Raw genomic sequence first — 17,352 nt, forward strand, 5'->3', positions numbered from 1 at the left:
GAATCAGCCCTGCGGAACCAGCGCCAGCACCCGTGCCGGGCTGCCGGAACCGTCCTTGATCTTCAGCGGCGCCGCAATCAGGATGGCCCCCGTAGGGGGCAGTTGATCCAGGTTGCAAAGACTCGCCAGGCCACACTTGTTGGCCCCGTGCATCAGGTTGTGGCACGGAAATATCGGCTCCTGGGCCCCCGCCTGGCCGCTATCCGTACCGACAGTCTCCACACCCACGCCAATCACGTCGCGCTCCTCCGCCAGGAAAGTCACCGTGGCGGAATCCCAGCCGGGCGTATGGCAGCCGTCTCCCTGCTTGTTGAGGAACTCGTCGCTGCCGATTTTCTTGGACCAGTCACTGCGGTACAGGACCCAGGCACCGGCCGGGATCTGGCCATGCTCGGCCTCCCACTGCTTGATGAATTCCACACTCATCAGGAAGTCGGGATTGGCTTTCACCTCAGCGACCGCGTCGATCACCACCGCCGGCGCCACAAAGCGCTCGGGCGGTAGGGTGTCGGTGGCGTGGTTGTCATAATCCTTGCCGGTAACCCAGTGGATGGGTGCGTCGAAGTGAGTGCCGGTGTGCTCCCCGCACTTCAGGTTGTTCCAGTACCAGGCCGGTCCCTTGTCATCGTAGCGGGAAATGGTTTCCATGCTGAAAGGCCAGGACTGCCCCCAGCCAAACTCGGTGGGCAGGGGCAGCGTGGCTGTCTCCGGCGACAGCGTCGCCGTCAGGTCCACTACGCGAATACGGCCCAGCGCCAGGCCCGCTGCCAGTTCTTCCAGTGCTGTTGCAGTCATGCTTGATCTCCCCTGTTCAGGATTGGATGCCAGAATACAGAATACCAGAATAGTCGCCCAATGCGCCCATTGTCACTGGATTATATTTTAGGCTTAAAATATAATCCACCTCTTACAGCAAAAAGGCTTGGAGCATATTATGAACACAACAATACTCCCGGAAGGGTGGCCGAGGCCACGCGGTTACGCCAATGGCGTTCTCACCAGAGGCAGTGAAACCCTGTATATCGGCGGCCAGATCGGCTGGACCCCGGAGGGCGTTTTCGAAACCGACGACTTCGCCGGCCAGGTCAGGCAGGCGCTGCTGAACATCAGGGCCGTTTTGACTACCGCCGGGGCTGGCCCTGAGCATATGGTGCGGATGACCTGGTATATCACGGACAAACAGGCGTATATGAACCAGCAGCGCGAGATTGGCGCCGCCTACCGCGAAGTGATGGGCAAGAACTTCCCCACCATGAGCGTGGTGGAGGTCTCGGCCCTGATAGAAGATGAAGCGCTGGTAGAGATTGAAGTGACCGCCGTCAAATAATATCGTCAAACCCGCATACAGACAAGGGGCTTTGCATGGCAAGCGTCTACCAGACTTTCGCGACAACCGCACGGCGGGCCGCTGACAACGCCTTCCTGCATATTCCCGCCAGCGCCGCAAAAAGCTACAGCGCCACCGCGGTAGACCTGAGTTACGCCCAGGCGTTGCAGCGCATCGACCAGTGCGCCGCCAGCTATAGCGCCCGCGGCTATGGCAGCCCCCAGCGGGTCGCCCTGGTGCTGGAAAACCGTGCCGACTTCTTCATCCACTGGCTGGCGCTGAACAGCCTGGGCTGCAGCGTTATTCCGGTCAGCCGGGAGATGCAGGATGAGGAGATAGCCTACTACCTGGAGCACGGTGAGGCCTGTCTGCTGGTCGCCATTCCAGAAGCACTGGCGCAGCTACAGCCTATATGCAATTCTTTGCAAGCCCTCGTACCCCTGGTGGACTGTCAACAATTGGACACCCTGCCCCCGGCGCCCACCCGGCGCGATGGCCTGCAGCCGAGCGCCACTACCGAGTGCGCCCTGCTCTACACCTCCGGCAGTACCGGCAAGCCCAAGGGTTGTATCCTGAGCAATGAATATTTCACCTTCGCCGGCGAGTGGTACCTGGGCCTGGGCGGCCTGACGCAGCTGCGCGACGGCGAGGAGCGTCTGCTGACGCCGCTGCCGCTGACCCACATGAACGCCATGGCGGTCTCCAGCATGGCGATGATCATGAGCGCCGGCTGCCTGATCCAGCTGGACCGCTTTCACCCCCGTGAATGGTGGTCCACGGTCCATGCCAGCGGCGCCACCATCGTGCATTACCTTGGCGTACTGCCGGCCATGCTGCTGGAACTGCCCCCGGGGAATACGATGACTGCCGCGGGCGGGTGCGCTTTGGCTTCGGCGCCGGCGTCAACCCCAAACATCACGCCGTGTTCGAACAGCGCTTCGGCTTTCCGCTGATCGAGGCCTGGGCAATGACGGAGTCGGGCGTGGGCGGCAGTATCATCGCCAATCACGAGCCGCGCCATGTAGGCAGCTGCTGCTTCGGTAAACCGCCGGCGACGCTGGAATACCAGCTGGTCGACGAAAACCGGCAACCCGTGGCCCGGGGCGAGGATGGCGAATTGCGGGTACGCGCCGCCGGTGCCGATCCCCGCCGCGGCTTTTTCAGCGGCTACCTGAAAAACCCCGAAGCCACCGAGGAAGTCTGGCAGGACGGTTGGCTCAACACCGGAGACGTGGTGCGCGAAGGACCGGACGGCAGCCTGCATTTCGTTGACCGGCGCAAGAATGTGATCCGGCGCTCCGGTGAAAACATCTCGGCACTCGAGGTGGAGGCCGCGATCGTGTCCCATCCCGCGGTAACCACGGTGGTGGTCACCGCGGTGCCCGATGAGCTGCGCGGCGACGAGGTTGCCGCCTGTGTGATTGTGGCACCGCAGATACCGGCAGACCAGGCCCTGAGCCACGAGCTGGTGGAGCACTGCCTGCAGCAGTTGGCCTACTACAAGGCCCCCGGCTACCTGCTGTTCTGCGACACGCTGCCGGTCACGGCCTCCAACAAACCGCGCCGGGCCGATATCAAGGCGCTGGCCCGGCAGCGGGTGGAGGCCGGCGACTGCCTCGACACCCGGTCCCTGAAGAAACGGCGGCCCGCGGCATGAGGGATTACAGCGGCATCGCCCTCACGGCCCCGGTCAGCTTCGGCTACGCCAAGCAGAGCCCCCACGGCGCCGCCTGGTTCATCGGCAGTACGCTGCGGGAAATGCTGCTGCAGGCCGGCATCGACAAGGCCGCGGTCGACGGCCTGGCCGTGTCCAGCTTCTCGCTGGGCCTGGATTCCGCCATCACGCTGACCCAGAACTTCCAGCTCAGCCCGCGCTGGATCGACCAGCTGCCCTACGGGGGTGCCGCCGGCCTGGTGGCCCTGCGGCGCGCGGCCCGCGCCATCCAGGCCGGCGACGCCGACATCATCGCCTGCATCGGCGGTGACGGTGCCGCCCACCGCGGCTTCGAGCGCACCGCCGCCGAATTCAGCAGCTTTACCGTGGACGCGTCCTTTCCCTACGGTGGCGGCGGCCCCAATACCGCCTTCGGCCTGATCACCCAAAACTATATGGAACGCTACGGCGCCCGCCGCGAGGACCTGGGCCTGATCCCCGTGGCCCAGCGCTACAACGCCAACCACTACCCGGCCGCACTGCTGGGGCACAAGAGCCTGTCGCTGGAACAGTACCTGGCCTCGCGCCCCATCGCCGGCCCGCTGCACCTGTTCGACTGCGTGATGCCCTGCGCCGGCGGCGAAGGCTTCCTGATGATGAGCGAGCAGCGCGCACGCGAACTGGGCCTGCCCTACTGCGTGATCCGGGCCGCAGGCGAACTGCACAACGCCCACCCCGAGGACGAGATCCAGTTCCGCGGCGGCTGGACCGAATACGCCGACCAGCTCTACAGCAACGCCGGACTGGAACCGGCGGCGATCGACATCCTGCAGACCTACGATGACTACCCGGTCATCAGCATGCTGCAGATGGAAGACCTGGGCTTCTGCGCCAAGGGCGAGGCAGCGCAATGGCTGCGCGACACCGACCTGCGTTTCGATGGCAGCGGCCCCCAGTCCCGCAAGCTGGCCCACAATACCTCCGGCGGCCAATTGTCAGTGGGCCAGGCCGGCTCCGCCGCCGGTTACATGGGCATCGTCGAAACCATCCGCCAGCTGACCGACCGCGCCGGCCGCAATCAGGTGCCGGAGGCCCGGCACGCCATGGTCAGCGGTTTTGGCATGATCAACTACGATCGCGGCCTGTGTTCCGCGGCCGCGATCCTGGGGAGGGCCGGCCAGTGACCACCACACCCACCATGCAACATCGCCTGAAGCACAACCGGCCCTCGCTGCGCAGGAATGCGCGGCCGCCGAAACAACGCAGCCCCCTGGGCGCCGCGTTTACCGCGGCCAACCTCGGCTGCGCGCTGGCACTGCAACACTGCCGCAGCTGCGCGCGCGTGCAGTATCCGCCGCGGGAACTATGCCAGCACTGCCTGGCGGACGGCCTGGTCTGGCGCGAGGCCGACACCGCCGGCCACATCATCAATGCACTTGATCTGCATCATAGTCTGTGGGAGTACTTCAAGCGCAGAATCACGGAGGCACCCTGGCCAGTGGCCACGGTGCGGCTGGATTGTGGTGCCACCGTGTTTGCGCACCTGGCCCTGGCCAGCTTCGGCGCAGCCAGCGCAGCGGCAGTGCCCGCCGGCGCCGCAGTACAGGTATTCACCCATACCGATTGCTCCCTGAACTCGGTACTCATCGCGGTCAGCGCCGGCACCGCCATTGCCACCCCGGCCCAGCGCCGGGAGCTGGCGGCCGCGCTGGGCCTGCTGGAGCCCGCCCACAAACCGGAAGGAATCTGATATGAGTCAGCAGCACCAGACCATCGTCGTCACCGGCGGCAGCACCGGCATCGGCGCCGCCATCTGCGAACAGCTGCTCGAGGAAGGCCATGAGGTGATCAACCTGGCGCGCCGCGCGCTGGAGCTGGACCACCCGCGACTGCACAATATCGAGCTGGATCTCAGCGACCGCGCCGCCACCGCGGCCGCGGCGGCCCGGGTCGCCGCAGACTTCCAGGTCACCGGGCTGATTCACAACGCCGGCCTGATCCGCCCCAACCTGTTGCCGGACGTGCAACTGGACGACCTGGACTACCTGACCCAGGTGCACATCGGCGCCGCGATCACGCTCAGCCAGGCCTTCCTGCCCACAATGAAACAGCGCGGCTTTGGCCGCATCATATTGATCACCTCCCGCGCCGCGCTGGGGCTGCAGACCCGCACCAGCTACTCCGCGACCAAGTCCGGCATGATGGGCATGGCCCGCACCTGGGCGCTGGAGCTGGGGGAGTTTGGCATTACCGTCAATACCGTGGCGCCCGGCCCCATCGCCGCCACCGAGATGTTCCACAACGTGGTGCCCGAGGACAGCCCCAAACTGGAGAGCATGGCCCAGAGCATTCCGGTGAAGCGCCTGGGACTGCCCGCGGATGTCGCACGTGCAGTCTGTTTTTTCAACCACGCCGACAGCGGCTTTATCACCGGCCAGACCCTGATGGTCTGCGGCGGCGCCAGCCTCGGCTCGCTGTCACTGTAACGCTACCCCAAGGAGGCCGACCATGGCACAGTCCATCAGCAACTCCGAGATAGCCAGCCTGGTGGAACCCGCCCGGCTGCACAAGCGCCTGTACCTGGATCCGGACATCTTCGAGCTGGAGATGGAACGCATCTGGGGCCAGGCCTGGATTTTCATAGGCCACGAGTCCCAGGTACCACAGACCGGCGACTTCTTCACCACCAACATCACTCACAAGATCCCGGTGGTCATGGTGCGCGACAAGAGTGGCGCCGTACACGTGCTGCACAACCGCTGCGCCCACAAGGGCGCCAAGCTGGTGGAAAAACGCGAAGGCAACGTGCGCGGCGCCTTTCGCTGTGCCTACCACGGCTGGAGCTACCGCCACGACGGCAGCCTGTTGAAGATACCCAACGAATCCGGCTACGAGGGCACTGGCTTCGATCTCAACTCCCCCTGCAACAACATGCAGAAGCTGGCCCAGGTAGAGAGCTACCGCGGTTTTGTGTTCGCCACCCTGTCGCCCGAGGCGCCGGATCTGAAGACCTGGCTGGGCGGCGCGGTGGACTGCCTGGACAACCTCTGCGACCGGGCACCCGAGGGCGAGGTGGAAGTCGCCGGCGGCGTACTGCGCTACGAGCACGACTGCAACTGGAAGTTCATCCTGGAAAACCTGAACGACACCATGCACCCAATGGTCGTGCATCAGTCCGTGGTTCAGGCGGCCGAGGACTACATCGCCTCCCTGCCGGAATCCGCCGGCAAAAAGCGCAGCGAGGCGGAGATCATCCTGCCCTTCGGCTCCTCCTACGAGAACTTCGAGAATACCGGCATCACCGGCTTCCGCTACGGCCACCACTACGACGGCGGCAAGAGCAGCATCCACGCCGACTACAGCGTGCTACCCGCCTACCACGAGGCCATGGTCAAGGCCTATGGCGAGGAGCGCACGCGCGAAATCTACTCCTTCAACACCCACAACACGCTGTACTACCCCTCCCTGACCATCAAGAGCGCAGTGCAGAACATCCGGGTGGTGCGGCCGCTGTCTGTAAACCGGTTCGTGGTGGAAACCTGGTCCTTCCGGCTCAAGGGCGCGCCCGACGAAATGCTGCAGCGCACTCTGCTCTACTCGCGCCTGATCAACTCCTCCGCCAGCATGGTGGGGCCGGATGACCTGGAGGTCTACCGCCGCGCCCAGGAGGGCCTGGAGTCCAACGCCAGCGACTGGGTGGAGTACCACCGCCAGTACGGCCGCGACCAGCAACTGGAGGACCGGGTGGTCGGCGGCGGCACCGGCGACCTCGATATGCGCACCCAGTACAAGGCCTGGCGCGAGTACATGACCGGGGAGATCTTCCAATGAACAACACCGATATCAAGGCCATTGAACAGTTCCTCTACCGCGAGGCCTCCCTGCTGGACCAGCCCGATCTGGACAGCTGGATGCAGCTCTACACCGAGGACGGCACCTACTGGATGCCGGCAGCCGAGAACCAGCCCGACCCGCTGAACCATATCTCCCATATCTACGACGACCGGGTCATGATGGAGATCCGCCGCCGCAACTTCGTCCACCCCCGCGCCGCCTCCAAAGACCCGGCCGTGCGCTGCTCCCACCTGCTCGGCAATATCCAGCTACAGGGCGAAACCGACGTCGGCGACCTGCGGGTCACCTCCAACTTTCATGTGGTGCTGTGGTACCGCGATGAACAACGCGTGTTCGCCGGCACCTGCGAACACCACCTGGCCCCACAAGGCGAGAGCTTCCAGATCCGCCACAAGCGGGTGAACCTGATCAACCCCGATGCGCCGCAGAAGTCGTTGATTGTCTATTTGTAGAATAGTTTAGCGGCTCGGGCCGCTTTCCTTGACGACACATTGGAAAACCGTCCGAACCGCAGTCTCGGGTTAAACCCCGCCCAAGGCGAACTGAACCGCCTGCTCTGCATGTATTTCTGTAGTGTCATAGAGGTTCACAGCTGTGTCCGCCCCCTGGATCAAAAGGCCGATCTCAGTGCACCCCAAAATTACTCCGCAAGCGCCACGGTGAGCCAATGATGCCACCACCTCCAGATAAGCCGCTTTTGAATCCGACTTGACTGTACCTTTGCACAATTCGTTGTAAATCACTGAGTGGATCAACTCTCGCTGGGGCTCGTCTGGCACAATAACCTGGATCCCTTGATCCTCGAGGCGCTCGCAATAGAACGGCTGCTCCATCGTAAACTTCGTGCCAAGCAGCCCCACACAGCTAACTCCGTCCGCCTGGAGTGCCCTGGCAGTTGCGTCTGCGATATGAAGAAACGGGATGCTCACTGCCTGCTCAATTTGAGGTGCGACCTTGTGCATGGTGTTCGTACACAAAACCACACACTCCGCACCTGCGGCCTCGACCATCCGGCCAGCCGAGGCAAGAATTTCCGCCGTTGCCTCCCATTCACCCTGGTGCTGCAGCGTCTCAATTTCCGCAAAGTCCACGCTGTACAGCACAAGTTTTGCAGAGTGAAACCCACCGACTTCATCTCTGACTTTCTGGTTGATCAGCCGGTAATAGGTCTGCGTCGATTCCCAGCTCATCCCGCCGATCAGGCCAATGGTTTTCATCTTTGACTGCACATTCATTAAATTCAGCTACCCTGCAGGCTGCCCTCCATCACCCACAGCTTCTCGTTCACCGCCTTCAACTACCGGACCTCGCCGAAGCACAGGGGGACGGCAATGACATCGGTCATAAGGAGGAACTGCCTTGTTGGGTTCGAGATTGGGGTGATTCTAGCAGGCTTTCCGGGGCAGACCGAGTCCCGCGAGAGCGGCCCTCGCGGCCGAGGCGGGTGAGCCGTACATCCGCGGTCAGCTCCAAGCTGGTCAGCGCCAGGGCTCGCTGCCGGCCCTCCGCACTGGCGCGGTGCAGGTGCGGAGTCATCGTCAACAGATCGGCGATTGCCCGGGCGTTACTCAGCTGCAGTTCAAACGTCAGGGATTCAATCGACAGCGGCCGGAAACCCGCTGGCACCGGGGTCGCGGGAACGCTTGTGCTGCACCGGCAGCAGGTTGACGTACCCCTGGCGCGCGATATCGTAGCTGTGACCGGCACCGCAGCGCCAGGTTGATTCAATGCACTGCAGTGGACTGCCGTCCATGGGGCAAGCCAGCGCCTGAAATGCGGTAATCGTCATGGCTGAGTGATCATTGACACTGCCTATACTACTGAACGTCTAACGGGAGAGGTCGGGCTCCTGCAGAGGAGGACCGGTGAACTCGGCTTCTATCACGACATGGATTTCATCACCTACGCCCATAGTCGTGCCTGGTTCTGGAAGACCGTATGCCATCCCGAAATCAGACCGTTTGAATGTGCCGGTTGCTGAAAATCCGATCCGGGCATTCGGGTCCATGGGATGCCCTTTGTAACCTCCGTTGAAGACGGTCTCAAGAATGACAGGTTTCCTGACACCTAAGAGCTCCAGATCACCATGGACATTGGCGGTCTTCTCGCCGGTCATCTCCACCTGGCGGGATATGAAAATGATCTCGGGAAACACTTTAGCGTTCAGCCAATTTTCATCATTCAAGATGGTATCCGTAAAGCCTTCCGGTGGGCTCGGAAGATCAAGGGATGCAGGATTGATCGTCGCTCGTAAGGATGCCTTTTCCAACTGCGCCGGATCAAGCGCAAGCGTGGCGTCAAATGAGTCGAAGGTCATGGTGTAGTTCGTAAAGCCCAGATGGCTTACATGGAACACCAGACTCGCATGACTCTTATCTAACGTGTAGGTTCCCGGAGGAAGGTCGGTCTCGCCCTGTGCCTGGACCGGCAGAGTAATACACAGCATGGTAACAGCGATAAGACAGTATGTTCTCATAGAATGACCCCAGGCATTTTTGATTTTTTCAATATCCAGTTTTTTCATTTGCAGGATTGCTCGCGTGACGCGGCCTATTCTTTCCCGGTCGTTGTCAGTTCACGCTATCAATCATATTTGCTCCATCCGGGTCGCGGGATGCATCAAATATGGCGGATGACTGAGACGGCCGCCCTGTTGGCCGATGAGGTCTTTCCCGATGTGCGACTGCGCCAATGGGTGATCATCTCCCTTTCCCCTGCGTTACCTCTGCTGGAACGGGTGGCCGCGCCAACGGCTTCTCCCTGCACGCCGGCGCGAGTTGTGAAGGTAACCAGAAAGACAAGCGCGAGCGCCTGAACTGCCAGGAGCCTTGCATTCCGGGATTCTGGAAGACGACTCCGTCGTTACCTATCGAAAGGTAGATACCATTATGTTTCACCCTGAGCATCCTATCAACAGTAGAAGAGCATCAGTTCTGCAGAGTTTAGTTGCGCTCACTTCGACCATAGCTGAGGTCGATCAGGGGATCTGAGCCTGGCCGGAGAATGTTCTGCTTTTTTCTGTACTTAATCCTAAAGTACCCCGCCCAGGCGCCGATATACAAACGCAGAATCCTGGTGGCTGTACATAGCCGGCGGTGCATTGTGCTCCGCAAGATTCTGCGATACCCAGCTGGAGCACACACAATGCGCGACAACGGCCCGGTAACACACCGGGAATTCCTCTTTCCCCAGGGGCAGACACTCGTTTCCACGACCGACCTGAAGGGTCGGATCCTGTACTGTAATCCGGCTTTCGTTGAAGTCAGCGGCTTTGGCCGCAGCGAACTGCTGGGGCAGCCACACAACATGATCCGGCATCCGGATATGCCGCAGGAGGCGTTTCGCGACATGTGGGCGTCCATTCGCGGTGGCAAACCCTGGTCCGCCATGGTCAAGAACCGGCGCAAGTCCGGCGACCACTATTGGGTCAAGGCCAATGTGACCCCGCTGATGGAAGAAGGTCATGCCATCGGTTATATGTCGGTGCGCACTTGCCCAACACGCCATGAAGTGAACGCTGCGGACAGCGCTTACCGCGTCATGCGACAACGCGAGTTGAGGGGCTTGCCGCCGGCAGTTCGCCTGCATCGGGGGCAGTTGGAACGGACGGGCTGGATCGGTCTCCTGCAGCGCAGCTGGCAGGTCCTGGCTGCGAATCGGCTGGTGTTGTTGCCGGTGGCACTGGCACTTTCTGCCTATGGCCTGGGCAAACTGTGGGAAAGCTCCTGGACGGGCGCACTGTTCGCTGCCGGGCTGGGGGTCGCGGTATTCCTGTGCCTGCAGAGCCGCATCCACGGTCCGCTGCGGGAACTGCTGCTGTTCGCCGACCGCATGGCCGCCGGTGACCTGACCCAGCAACTGGCCTCACGCAGTCATGACACTGTGGGCATGCTGGCCACCGCGCTGAATCAGCTGAACGTCAACCTGCAGTCCGTCGTCGGCGACGCGCGCCATGAAGCCATGGAGATCCATCACACGGTCGGCGAAATCGCCGCTGGCAACGGCGAACTGGCGGCACGTACGGAAACCCAGGCCAGCAGCCTGGAGCAGACCGCCTCCTCGATGGAACAGATTACCGCGACCGTCCGTAGCGGCACCGATGTCTCGATACAGGCAGCGGAACTCGCCGGTCGCACCGCCACGGCAGTCGGCGACAATGCACGTGCAGTGAATAAGGTAACGCAGACCATGCGCTCAATCAGCGAATCGTCGTCACGTATTGCCGACATCACCCAGGTAATCGACAGCATTTCCCTGCAGACCAATATCCTCGCCCTCAATGCAGCTGTCGAGGCTGCCCGCGCGGGGGAGCAGGGCCGGGGCTTCGCAGTGGTCGCTACTGAGGTACGGGCGCTTGCCCATCGCACGACCGATGCCGCACAGGAAATTCGCACCCTCATCGATGCATCGCGCGCCAGGGTGGATGCCGGTGTCGCGGAATCGGAGAACGTCGCGCGATCGATCGATTCGGTAGCATCGCAGGTCTCCGAGGTCGCCGGGCTGGTGCAGGACATGAGTCGGGGCGCACAGGAACAGCTCGGTGGCATCTCGCAGATCAACGAAGCCGTGACGCACCTGGACGGCATCACGCAGCAGAACGCGACCATGGTGGAAGAGCTGGCGGGATCAGCCACTGCGCTGCAACAGCGCGCCGAAGTGCTGACCGAATCTGTGAAGGTGTTTCGCACACGCCGTGACAAGAAGGCGCCACGGCACCCCGGGAGACAGCATTACGCAGCCTCAGCATCAGCGCCTTCCGCTCCCTCGATAAGCGCTAACGCCGGCCTGACCCCGCCGGTGAGCAGGCGTCCGGGGCAAGCGTTCGAACTGACTCGGCAAGTGTCGCCACAGCCCGTTCCAGTTCAGCATTCCAGGGATTGCCGGCATTCAGGCGTACCGCATTCGAGTAGAGATTACGCGCGCTGAACACTTCTCCCGGCACCAGATTGATTCCCTGCGCCTTCATAGCCTGATACACCTGCAGACCCTGGCAGTGTTCGGGCAGCTGTACCCAGACAGCATAGCCACCGTCCGGTTTCGCCAGCCTGCAGTGCTCATCCAGATGGTGTCTGAGGCTGTCACACAAACTGTTGACCTGGGCCGCAAGCTGCAACCGCAATCGATTGAGATGACGGCGGTACTCCCCACTGAGCATGAAATCCGCCAGCGCCAGTTGCAAAGGTGTGTTCACCGACAGGCCCCGGGCCAGCATCGCCAGCCTGACCTGAGGGTGAAAGCGCCCGCTGGAGCACCAGCCGATACGATACCCCGGCGCCAGTGTCTTGGACACCGAGCCACACCAGATCACCCAACCATCCCGGCTCCAGGATTTGACCGGCAGAGGCCTTTGCCGCGTATGCCCGCACTCCCCAAACACGTCATCCTCAATGACCGGACAACGGTAGCGCAAGGCCATCTCTGCCAGCCGCTGTTTATCCGCGGCATCAAGGCAATATCCCAGCGGATTCTGGTAGGAGGTAGCGACCAGGCAGGCACTGACTGCTTGATCCGCCATCAATTGCTCCAGCCTGTCCAGGTCAAAGCCGCGGGATGTCGAGGGTATTTCCGACACACGTCGCCCCATGCTGGCCAGCAGCTGCAGCTGACCGCTGTAACAGGGCGACGGCAGCGCAAGGGTATCGCCGGGTCGGGTCACGGCATCGACGGCAAGGCTCAGCGCCTCCATGCAGCCGTTGGTGACGACCAGGTCCTGCAACGCACAGGTGATCCCATCTTGCTGGAAGTGCGCCTGCAACGCCTGCAGCAACACCGGCTCCCCGGCAGCCTGGCTGTAGGCCAGCGCTCTTCCCTGGGCACGGCGGTTGGCGCGGACCAGGCTGCGCTGCAGAGCCTGGACCGGCAGCAGCGAGGGCGCGAGTTGTATCGTACCCAACTGTACACGATGCGCATTGATGGCTGACTGATGGATCTCGGCAATGATTGACAGGTTGTCAATCTGCCGACTGGAGGGATCAAACACCGGAAACTCGGGCTGCAGCAGTGTCAACTGGCGGTCGCGGACGTAAAAACCCGATTGCGCACGGCTCAGCAAATATCCCTGCGCCTCAAGCGACTCATAACAACGCTTTACAGTCGTGATACTGACACCACGTTGCTGGCTCATGGCCCGGATAGAGGGCAACCTGTGCCCCTGCTGCAGCCCACCGGACTCTATCTCCTGTATCAGTGCATCGGCGAGTTCCCGGTAACGAAATGCCATATTGTGTCCTTTTTTGTATCAAAAATTGGATCTGTACTCTTTTTTTCTACCGAGGATACTGATCAGCGTCAACCCATTTGTTCAGCAGGGCACACATGACTCGACTGACTGAAGATTTGCAACAACTGGATCAACTCACCGCGCGTCTTTCCCAGTGGTGCCAGGCATTCGTCCAGACACTGCCGGATCGCGGCGTTGCCGTGCCGGGTGATCCTGCGCTGGCAGCCGATACCCTTGAAGACAATGGCGCTGGCGCAGCGGCAGCCTTTGATCAATTTGTCCGCACCATCGCCCCTTTCCTGAGCGCATCGGCCGGCCCGCGCTATCTGGGCTTTGTTACTGGCGGTACCACGCCAGCGGCCATGCTGGCCGATTGGCTGGTGGCCGCGACAGATCAGAATGTCTCCTCACCCGGCGATTCCATCAGCACTGCGGTCGAATTGCAGGTAATGCGCTGGTTGCGAGCACTGTTCGTTCTGCCGGAGCATTTCGAAGGCCTGCTGACCACTGGCGCAACGGCGTCCAACCTGCTGGGCATACTCTGCGGCCGCCAGTTCGCCGGACTGCAACAGAATATCGATATCGCAGCTTCGGGGCTTGCGCAGACACAGATAGCGGTCTTTTCCGCTACGGCCCATGCCAGCTCCATCAAATCCCTGAGCCTGGCTGGCCTGGGCCGGGACCGGCTTACCCAAATCGATTGTCTGCCCGGGACGGAAGCAATGGATGTCGCCTCACTCCGGGCGGCGCTGGAGGCCAGCAGCTGTCCCGGCAAGATCGTTCTGGCGAGCGCCGGCACGGTCACCGGCACCGACTTCGATGATCTGCAAGCGATCGCGGCACTGTGCCGACAGCACCATGCCTGGTTGCACGTGGATGGTGCTTTTGGTCTGTTTTCGCGCCTGCTGCCAGAGTATCGCCACCTCAGCGAGGGCATAGAGCTGGCCGACTCCATCACCAGTGACGCGCACAAATGGCTCAATGTCCCCTACGATTGTGGCATTTTCTTTACGCGGCACACTCAACTGCTGCAGCAAACCTGCTCCGTTGCCGCCCCCTATCTCGCTACCGGGGTTGACACGCAGGCGCTGATGGACTGGGGGATAGAAAACTCCCGCCGCTTCAGGGCACTGCCGGTCTGGATGACCCTGAAGGCCTACGGGCGCAAGGGCTATCGGGATCTGGTGGCGCAGAACTGCCATCAAGCGGCCCACCTGGCCGACTGGATCGAGGCATCACCCGACTATCAACTACTGGCCCCCTGCAAACTGAATGTGGTGATATTCAAACCGCGGGTGGATGACGCGGAAGTAGGCCGGACGCTGCGGCGCATCAATGCCAGCGGCAAGGTATTCATGACACCAGGCTTCTGGCAAGGCAGCAGCGGCATACGTGCCGCCTTCAGCAACTGGCGGACCACTCAGGCCGACATGGAAATTATCTGCGATGTGCTGAAAGCTGCCATGCGGGAGTGATACAGATGTATTTGCGAATTGACTTCAGGGGACGGAACGATTCGCCTCTGGTGCCATTCTCTCGGCGTGAATGCCGGCGAGCACGAGGCCGATGATTCTGTCCGTTTCGTCGGTCTCGAAAGTCAGCGAAATGTTTTCGAAAGAAAAGAATGACAGGGCACTCTCAGGCAGGAATGCTGCCTCCTGAAGAAAATCGGGGACAGTCAACAGCAAGTGGTCACCGCTGCGCCGCACCTGCACGGTCGACTCCACTGGTCTGCTGCTGTGGTAATCACCCACCAGCCGTTCCAGCTGAGCACTGTCCAGCGACGCCCGGACGCGCACCACCGGCTCGAAGCCCTGCCAGCCAAAGTGGGGCGCCACCGCCTGCATGATTTCGCCGATGAGCTGGCGTCCGCTGTCGCTGTTGGTCATGATGGCTATGCCATCACCTTCGGCAATGCTTGCAAACAGGTGGGCACGGTAGCCGGCGTTGGCACCACCGTGACTGAAACTGGTGACGGTGCCCTGCGCAGGTGCAAGAAAGAAACCCAGGCCCAGCCCGCCAGGCTGTCGCGCAACCGCTGCCGCGGCCATTCTCGGAGACAGGATCCGGTCCGACTCACCCTTCAGTGCCTGTTGTATTTCCGCTGCGAATCGCAGCAGATCCGTAGCCGTTGTCCAGAGCCCGGCGGCAGCTTGTTCCGGGTAAATATGGGGGCCGCCGGGCACCGCCTTGCCATCGGCACGATAGGGCAGCGCAGCATTGGCAAGAAGGGATCCGGGCAGGGGCTGTTCGAAGCTGCTGCGGGACATGCCGGCAGGCGCCAGAACCTGCGATTGCAGCAGTGCGGCAAAAGGTTCATCGCTGACGTCTTCCAGCAACAGCTGGATAATGGTGGTACCTCCTCCCGAGTAGCGATAGCCCTGCCCCGGTTGCTGCTCGACCACCACCGGTGCGGAATTGGCCGGCGCGACACCCTCAAGGACCTGGAGCAGGCTCGGTACCGCGGCACCCGCGGCATAGCCCTGAAAGCCCGGCACTGTTGTACCGGCACTATGGCTCGCCAGACGGCGCAGGGTAACCGCTTCCTGCTGTTGCCATTCATGGGCCGGTACCTGCCAGCGTTCAAGCAGGGTATTGACCGGGGCATCCAGATCCAGCCCACGTGTCTCGACCTGTTGCAGCAGGCCCGCCACAGCCACAGCCTTGGAGATGCTTCCGGCCTGGAACAGAGTCTCGGGGGTTACCGGCAATCGCTGGGCGCGATCGCGGTGCCCGACTACCAGGGTCTCTACCACTGCCCCGTCTTCGAGCAGTGCAATCGACACTCCGGGCACCCTGTAGGTCGCCATGCGTTCAGCAAGAGTTGCGGTCGTCGGCTCCTCCCCGGCAATATGAACCCGTGTCGTGAGCCTCTCGAGCTGTCCGGCGAGGTTGAACTGGCTGGCGTCGCCCTCCCCTGCGGATGCCAGACCGGAGCTCAGGCACACGGCCAGCAGCATCACTCTGAGCCCCTGCCAGTACCCTACGCGGGGGTGCGCTACCACGCGCGCTATTCCCGCGGCACCGCCCCTGCCGGCGGGATACAGGGCTTGCCTGCGCAGTCTGGTTTCGAAACAAGCCATGACATTACTCACTTTGTCTATTTGAGAAACACGTCCAGCAGGCCTGCCTGATACAAGCGCGCCAGCGAGACGCCGATGAAGTTGGCTATCACATAACCCAGCACGCCGACCATCACCGCGGGCACGACGAGGTGGGTCCAGCCGCGGCTGGCCGCCATGGCGGCTGCGGTGGCAGGACCGGCGATACAGGCATTGGAGGCGATCAGGGTATCCGCCAGGCTATATCCGAGCAACCGCGCAACTGGCAACAACAGCGCCAGATGCACCACAATAGTGACTGCGGCAAAGCCTGCCAGCACCAGCGAGTGCTGCAGCAGGATGCCAATATCCGTCGAGATGCCTATGACCGCGAAGAACACGTACATGAACAGGGTGCCGAGCTCGAATTCGCCCCGCAGAGACTTGAGCTGGCGCGGCAACAGGTTGGCGGCTCCCACCGCCAGCAGGGTGATCAGCAACACCGAGTAACCGGGTACGCCCAGCCTGCCGGCAATGGCCACCGCCAGCGCGCAGATCAATGCACTGGCTCCGAGCGCAATCGCAAGATGACTGATCATGGTTGTGTCGGCAACGTCCCCGCCCGGTGCCAACGGCGCGTGCACGATCGGGGATGCCACATCCATGTCGGTACTGGCACCACTCACGGCAAAGACTTTCAGCCCCGACAGGATGGAAATGGATACCAGGTAGGTGGTGCCGATGATGTTGTCAGCGGCCAGGGCGCCGGACACCGTACCCAGGTCGGTGAAGCCCAGAGCATTGGATACCGCCACCAGGTTCATGCTGCCGCCGATATAGGTGGCGGCGAAGGTGCCCAGCACCTTGCCTTCCTCGGGGCCGGCATCCAGCAACGCAGCGGCCAGCAGCGCTCCGAGCACCGAGAACAGCGCGCCCAGAAGAAACAGCAAGGTCACTGGCCCAGCCTCTGTCAGCACCCGGCGCAGGTCCGCCTTGAACAGCAACAGAGGAATGGCCAGCGGCACCAGATAGACCATGATGCCGTCCCACAGCGGCGCCTGAAACGGGACCAGGCCTGTATTGGATACCGCAACCCCGCCCAGCATGACCACCGACACGCCGGTGAGATACTGGCCGGCACGGGTTCGGCCTACCAGCAGACCCAGGGCGATCAGGCAGCCGAGGACTGCTACCTGGGCAAAGTACTGGTCCGGTCCGATCAGAGCAGAGCCGGCTGGGATCAACGTGGTCATGT

At 62.1% G+C, this 17,352-nt stretch carries 16 protein-coding genes and 1 pseudogene; 10 read left to right on the forward strand and 7 right to left on the reverse strand.

Going from position 1 to position 17,352, the window contains the following annotated elements:
* Window positions 1-3: 3 nt before the first annotated feature.
* A complete protein-coding gene (locus G3T16_RS03020) occupies window positions 4-795 on the reverse strand; it encodes a cyclase family protein (protein ID WP_163493772.1) in 792 nt (263 codons plus the stop codon).
* 139 nt (window positions 796-934) lie between these two features.
* Here G3T16_RS03020 and G3T16_RS03025 point away from each other — a divergent pair, with 139 nt between their 5' ends.
* The 8 genes from G3T16_RS03025 to G3T16_RS03055 are packed head-to-tail and all read left to right on the forward strand — an operon-like array spanning window position 935 to window position 7,288.
* Window positions 935-1,327, forward strand: a complete 393-nt coding sequence (locus tag G3T16_RS03025) for a RidA family protein (RefSeq protein ID WP_163493773.1) — start codon at window positions 935-937, stop codon at window positions 1,325-1,327.
* 35 nt (window positions 1,328-1,362) lie between these two features.
* Window positions 1,363-2,280 (forward strand): AMP-binding protein, encoded by a 918-nt coding sequence (locus tag G3T16_RS03030; RefSeq protein ID WP_269473260.1) that lies wholly within the window; start codon window positions 1,363-1,365, stop codon window positions 2,278-2,280.
* The gene (locus tag G3T16_RS22345) at window positions 2,205-2,984 is read left to right on the forward strand and encodes an AMP-binding enzyme (RefSeq protein WP_332102853.1); all 780 of its coding nucleotides are present in this window, start codon (window positions 2,205-2,207) and stop codon (window positions 2,982-2,984) included. Before G3T16_RS03030 ends, G3T16_RS22345 begins: the two co-directional genes overlap by 76 nt.
* Window positions 2,981-4,165 (forward strand): thiolase family protein, encoded by a 1,185-nt coding sequence (locus G3T16_RS03035; RefSeq protein ID WP_163493774.1) that lies wholly within the window; start codon window positions 2,981-2,983, stop codon window positions 4,163-4,165. Before G3T16_RS22345 ends, G3T16_RS03035 begins: the two co-directional genes overlap by 4 nt.
* Complete coding sequence (locus G3T16_RS03040) at window positions 4,162-4,731, forward strand: Zn-ribbon domain-containing OB-fold protein (RefSeq protein WP_232059244.1); 570 nt, start codon at window positions 4,162-4,164, stop codon at window positions 4,729-4,731. Before G3T16_RS03035 ends, G3T16_RS03040 begins: the two co-directional genes overlap by 4 nt.
* 1 nt (window position 4,732) lies before the next feature.
* The gene (locus G3T16_RS03045; RefSeq protein WP_163493775.1) at window positions 4,733-5,467 is read left to right on the forward strand and encodes an SDR family oxidoreductase; all 735 of its coding nucleotides are present in this window, start codon (window positions 4,733-4,735) and stop codon (window positions 5,465-5,467) included.
* A gap of 22 nt (window positions 5,468-5,489) precedes the next feature.
* Window positions 5,490-6,812, forward strand: a complete 1,323-nt coding sequence (locus G3T16_RS03050; RefSeq protein ID WP_163493776.1) for an aromatic ring-hydroxylating oxygenase subunit alpha — start codon at window positions 5,490-5,492, stop codon at window positions 6,810-6,812.
* Window positions 6,809-7,288 carry an aromatic-ring-hydroxylating dioxygenase subunit beta gene (locus tag G3T16_RS03055; protein WP_163493777.1) on the forward strand — a complete coding sequence of 160 codons (480 nt, stop codon included), beginning with the start codon at window positions 6,809-6,811 and terminating at the stop codon, window positions 7,286-7,288. Before G3T16_RS03050 ends, G3T16_RS03055 begins: the two co-directional genes overlap by 4 nt.
* A gap of 69 nt (window positions 7,289-7,357) precedes the next feature.
* On the opposite strand, the gene G3T16_RS03060 is transcribed toward G3T16_RS03055, so the two are convergent.
* The 3 genes from G3T16_RS03060 to G3T16_RS03070 form a co-directional block, all read right to left on the reverse strand.
* Window positions 7,358-8,053, reverse strand: coding sequence for an aspartate/glutamate racemase family protein (locus tag G3T16_RS03060; protein WP_163493778.1), 696 nt, complete (start codon window positions 8,051-8,053; stop codon window positions 7,358-7,360).
* A gap of 377 nt (window positions 8,054-8,430) precedes the next feature.
* Window positions 8,431-8,625: a putative RNA methyltransferase gene (locus G3T16_RS03065; RefSeq protein ID WP_232059245.1), complete on the reverse strand. Its 195-nt coding sequence runs from the start codon at window positions 8,623-8,625 to the stop codon at window positions 8,431-8,433.
* A gap of 39 nt (window positions 8,626-8,664) precedes the next feature.
* The gene (locus tag G3T16_RS03070; RefSeq protein ID WP_163493779.1) at window positions 8,665-9,360 is read right to left on the reverse strand and encodes a YceI family protein; all 696 of its coding nucleotides are present in this window, start codon (window positions 9,358-9,360) and stop codon (window positions 8,665-8,667) included.
* Between the two features lie 620 nt (window positions 9,361-9,980).
* Here G3T16_RS03070 and G3T16_RS03075 point away from each other — a divergent pair.
* Window positions 9,981-11,762, forward strand: coding sequence for a methyl-accepting chemotaxis protein (locus G3T16_RS03075; protein WP_163493780.1), 1,782 nt, complete (start codon window positions 9,981-9,983; stop codon window positions 11,760-11,762).
* On the opposite strand, the pseudogene G3T16_RS21600 reads toward G3T16_RS03075, so the two are convergent.
* Window positions 11,737-13,056 (reverse strand): annotated as a pseudogene (locus G3T16_RS21600) (aminotransferase-like domain-containing protein); the annotation flags it as partial. The gene G3T16_RS03075 and the pseudogene G3T16_RS21600 sit on opposite strands and share 26 nt — an antisense overlap.
* Before the next feature lie 95 nt (window positions 13,057-13,151).
* Between G3T16_RS21600 and G3T16_RS03085 the strand changes: the two are divergent.
* The gene (locus G3T16_RS03085) at window positions 13,152-14,531 is read left to right on the forward strand and encodes a pyridoxal phosphate-dependent decarboxylase family protein (protein WP_163493782.1); all 1,380 of its coding nucleotides are present in this window, start codon (window positions 13,152-13,154) and stop codon (window positions 14,529-14,531) included.
* A gap of 24 nt (window positions 14,532-14,555) precedes the next feature.
* Here G3T16_RS03085 and G3T16_RS03090 read toward each other — a convergent pair whose 3' ends face one another.
* Both G3T16_RS03090 and G3T16_RS03095 read right to left on the reverse strand, forming a co-directional pair.
* The gene (locus G3T16_RS03090; protein WP_163493783.1) at window positions 14,556-16,139 is read right to left on the reverse strand and encodes a serine hydrolase; all 1,584 of its coding nucleotides are present in this window, start codon (window positions 16,137-16,139) and stop codon (window positions 14,556-14,558) included.
* A 17-nt stretch (window positions 16,140-16,156) separates the two neighbouring features.
* Entirely contained in the window at window positions 16,157-17,350 is a 1,194-nt protein-coding gene (locus G3T16_RS03095) for a DUF819 family protein (RefSeq protein ID WP_163493784.1), read from the reverse strand.
* Between the last annotated feature and the right edge of the window lie 2 nt (window positions 17,351-17,352).

The organism is Kineobactrum salinum (assembly GCF_010669285.1).
Lineage (GTDB): Bacteria > Pseudomonadota > Gammaproteobacteria > Pseudomonadales > Halieaceae > Kineobactrum > Kineobactrum salinum.

Excerpts from the sequence above, each read along its gene's own strand:
- G3T16_RS03020 (WP_163493772.1), bottom strand. The coding sequence starts at position 795 with ATGACTGCAACAGCACTGGAAGAACTGGCAGCGGGCCTGGCGCTGGGC.
- G3T16_RS03025 (WP_163493773.1), top strand. The coding sequence starts at position 935 with ATGAACACAACAATACTCCCGGAAGGGTGGCCGAGGCCACGCGGTTAC.
- G3T16_RS03030 (WP_269473260.1), top strand. The coding sequence starts at position 1,363 with ATGGCAAGCGTCTACCAGACTTTCGCGACAACCGCACGGCGGGCCGCT.
- G3T16_RS03035 (WP_163493774.1), top strand. The coding sequence starts at position 2,981 with ATGAGGGATTACAGCGGCATCGCCCTCACGGCCCCGGTCAGCTTCGGC.
- G3T16_RS03045 (WP_163493775.1), top strand. The coding sequence starts at position 4,733 with ATGAGTCAGCAGCACCAGACCATCGTCGTCACCGGCGGCAGCACCGGC.
- G3T16_RS03050 (WP_163493776.1), top strand. The coding sequence starts at position 5,490 with ATGGCACAGTCCATCAGCAACTCCGAGATAGCCAGCCTGGTGGAACCC.
- G3T16_RS03055 (WP_163493777.1), top strand. The coding sequence starts at position 6,809 with ATGAACAACACCGATATCAAGGCCATTGAACAGTTCCTCTACCGCGAG.
- G3T16_RS03060 (WP_163493778.1), bottom strand. The coding sequence starts at position 8,053 with ATGAAAACCATTGGCCTGATCGGCGGGATGAGCTGGGAATCGACGCAG.
- G3T16_RS03065 (WP_232059245.1), bottom strand. The coding sequence starts at position 8,625 with ATGACGATTACCGCATTTCAGGCGCTGGCTTGCCCCATGGACGGCAGT.
- G3T16_RS03070 (WP_163493779.1), bottom strand. The coding sequence starts at position 9,360 with ATGAAAAAACTGGATATTGAAAAAATCAAAAATGCCTGGGGTCATTCT.
- G3T16_RS03075 (WP_163493780.1), top strand. The coding sequence starts at position 9,981 with ATGCGCGACAACGGCCCGGTAACACACCGGGAATTCCTCTTTCCCCAG.
- G3T16_RS03085 (WP_163493782.1), top strand. The coding sequence starts at position 13,152 with ATGACTCGACTGACTGAAGATTTGCAACAACTGGATCAACTCACCGCG.
- G3T16_RS03090 (WP_163493783.1), bottom strand. The coding sequence starts at position 16,139 with ATGGCTTGTTTCGAAACCAGACTGCGCAGGCAAGCCCTGTATCCCGCC.
- G3T16_RS03095 (WP_163493784.1), bottom strand. The coding sequence starts at position 17,350 with ATGACCACGTTGATCCCAGCCGGCTCTGCTCTGATCGGACCGGACCAG.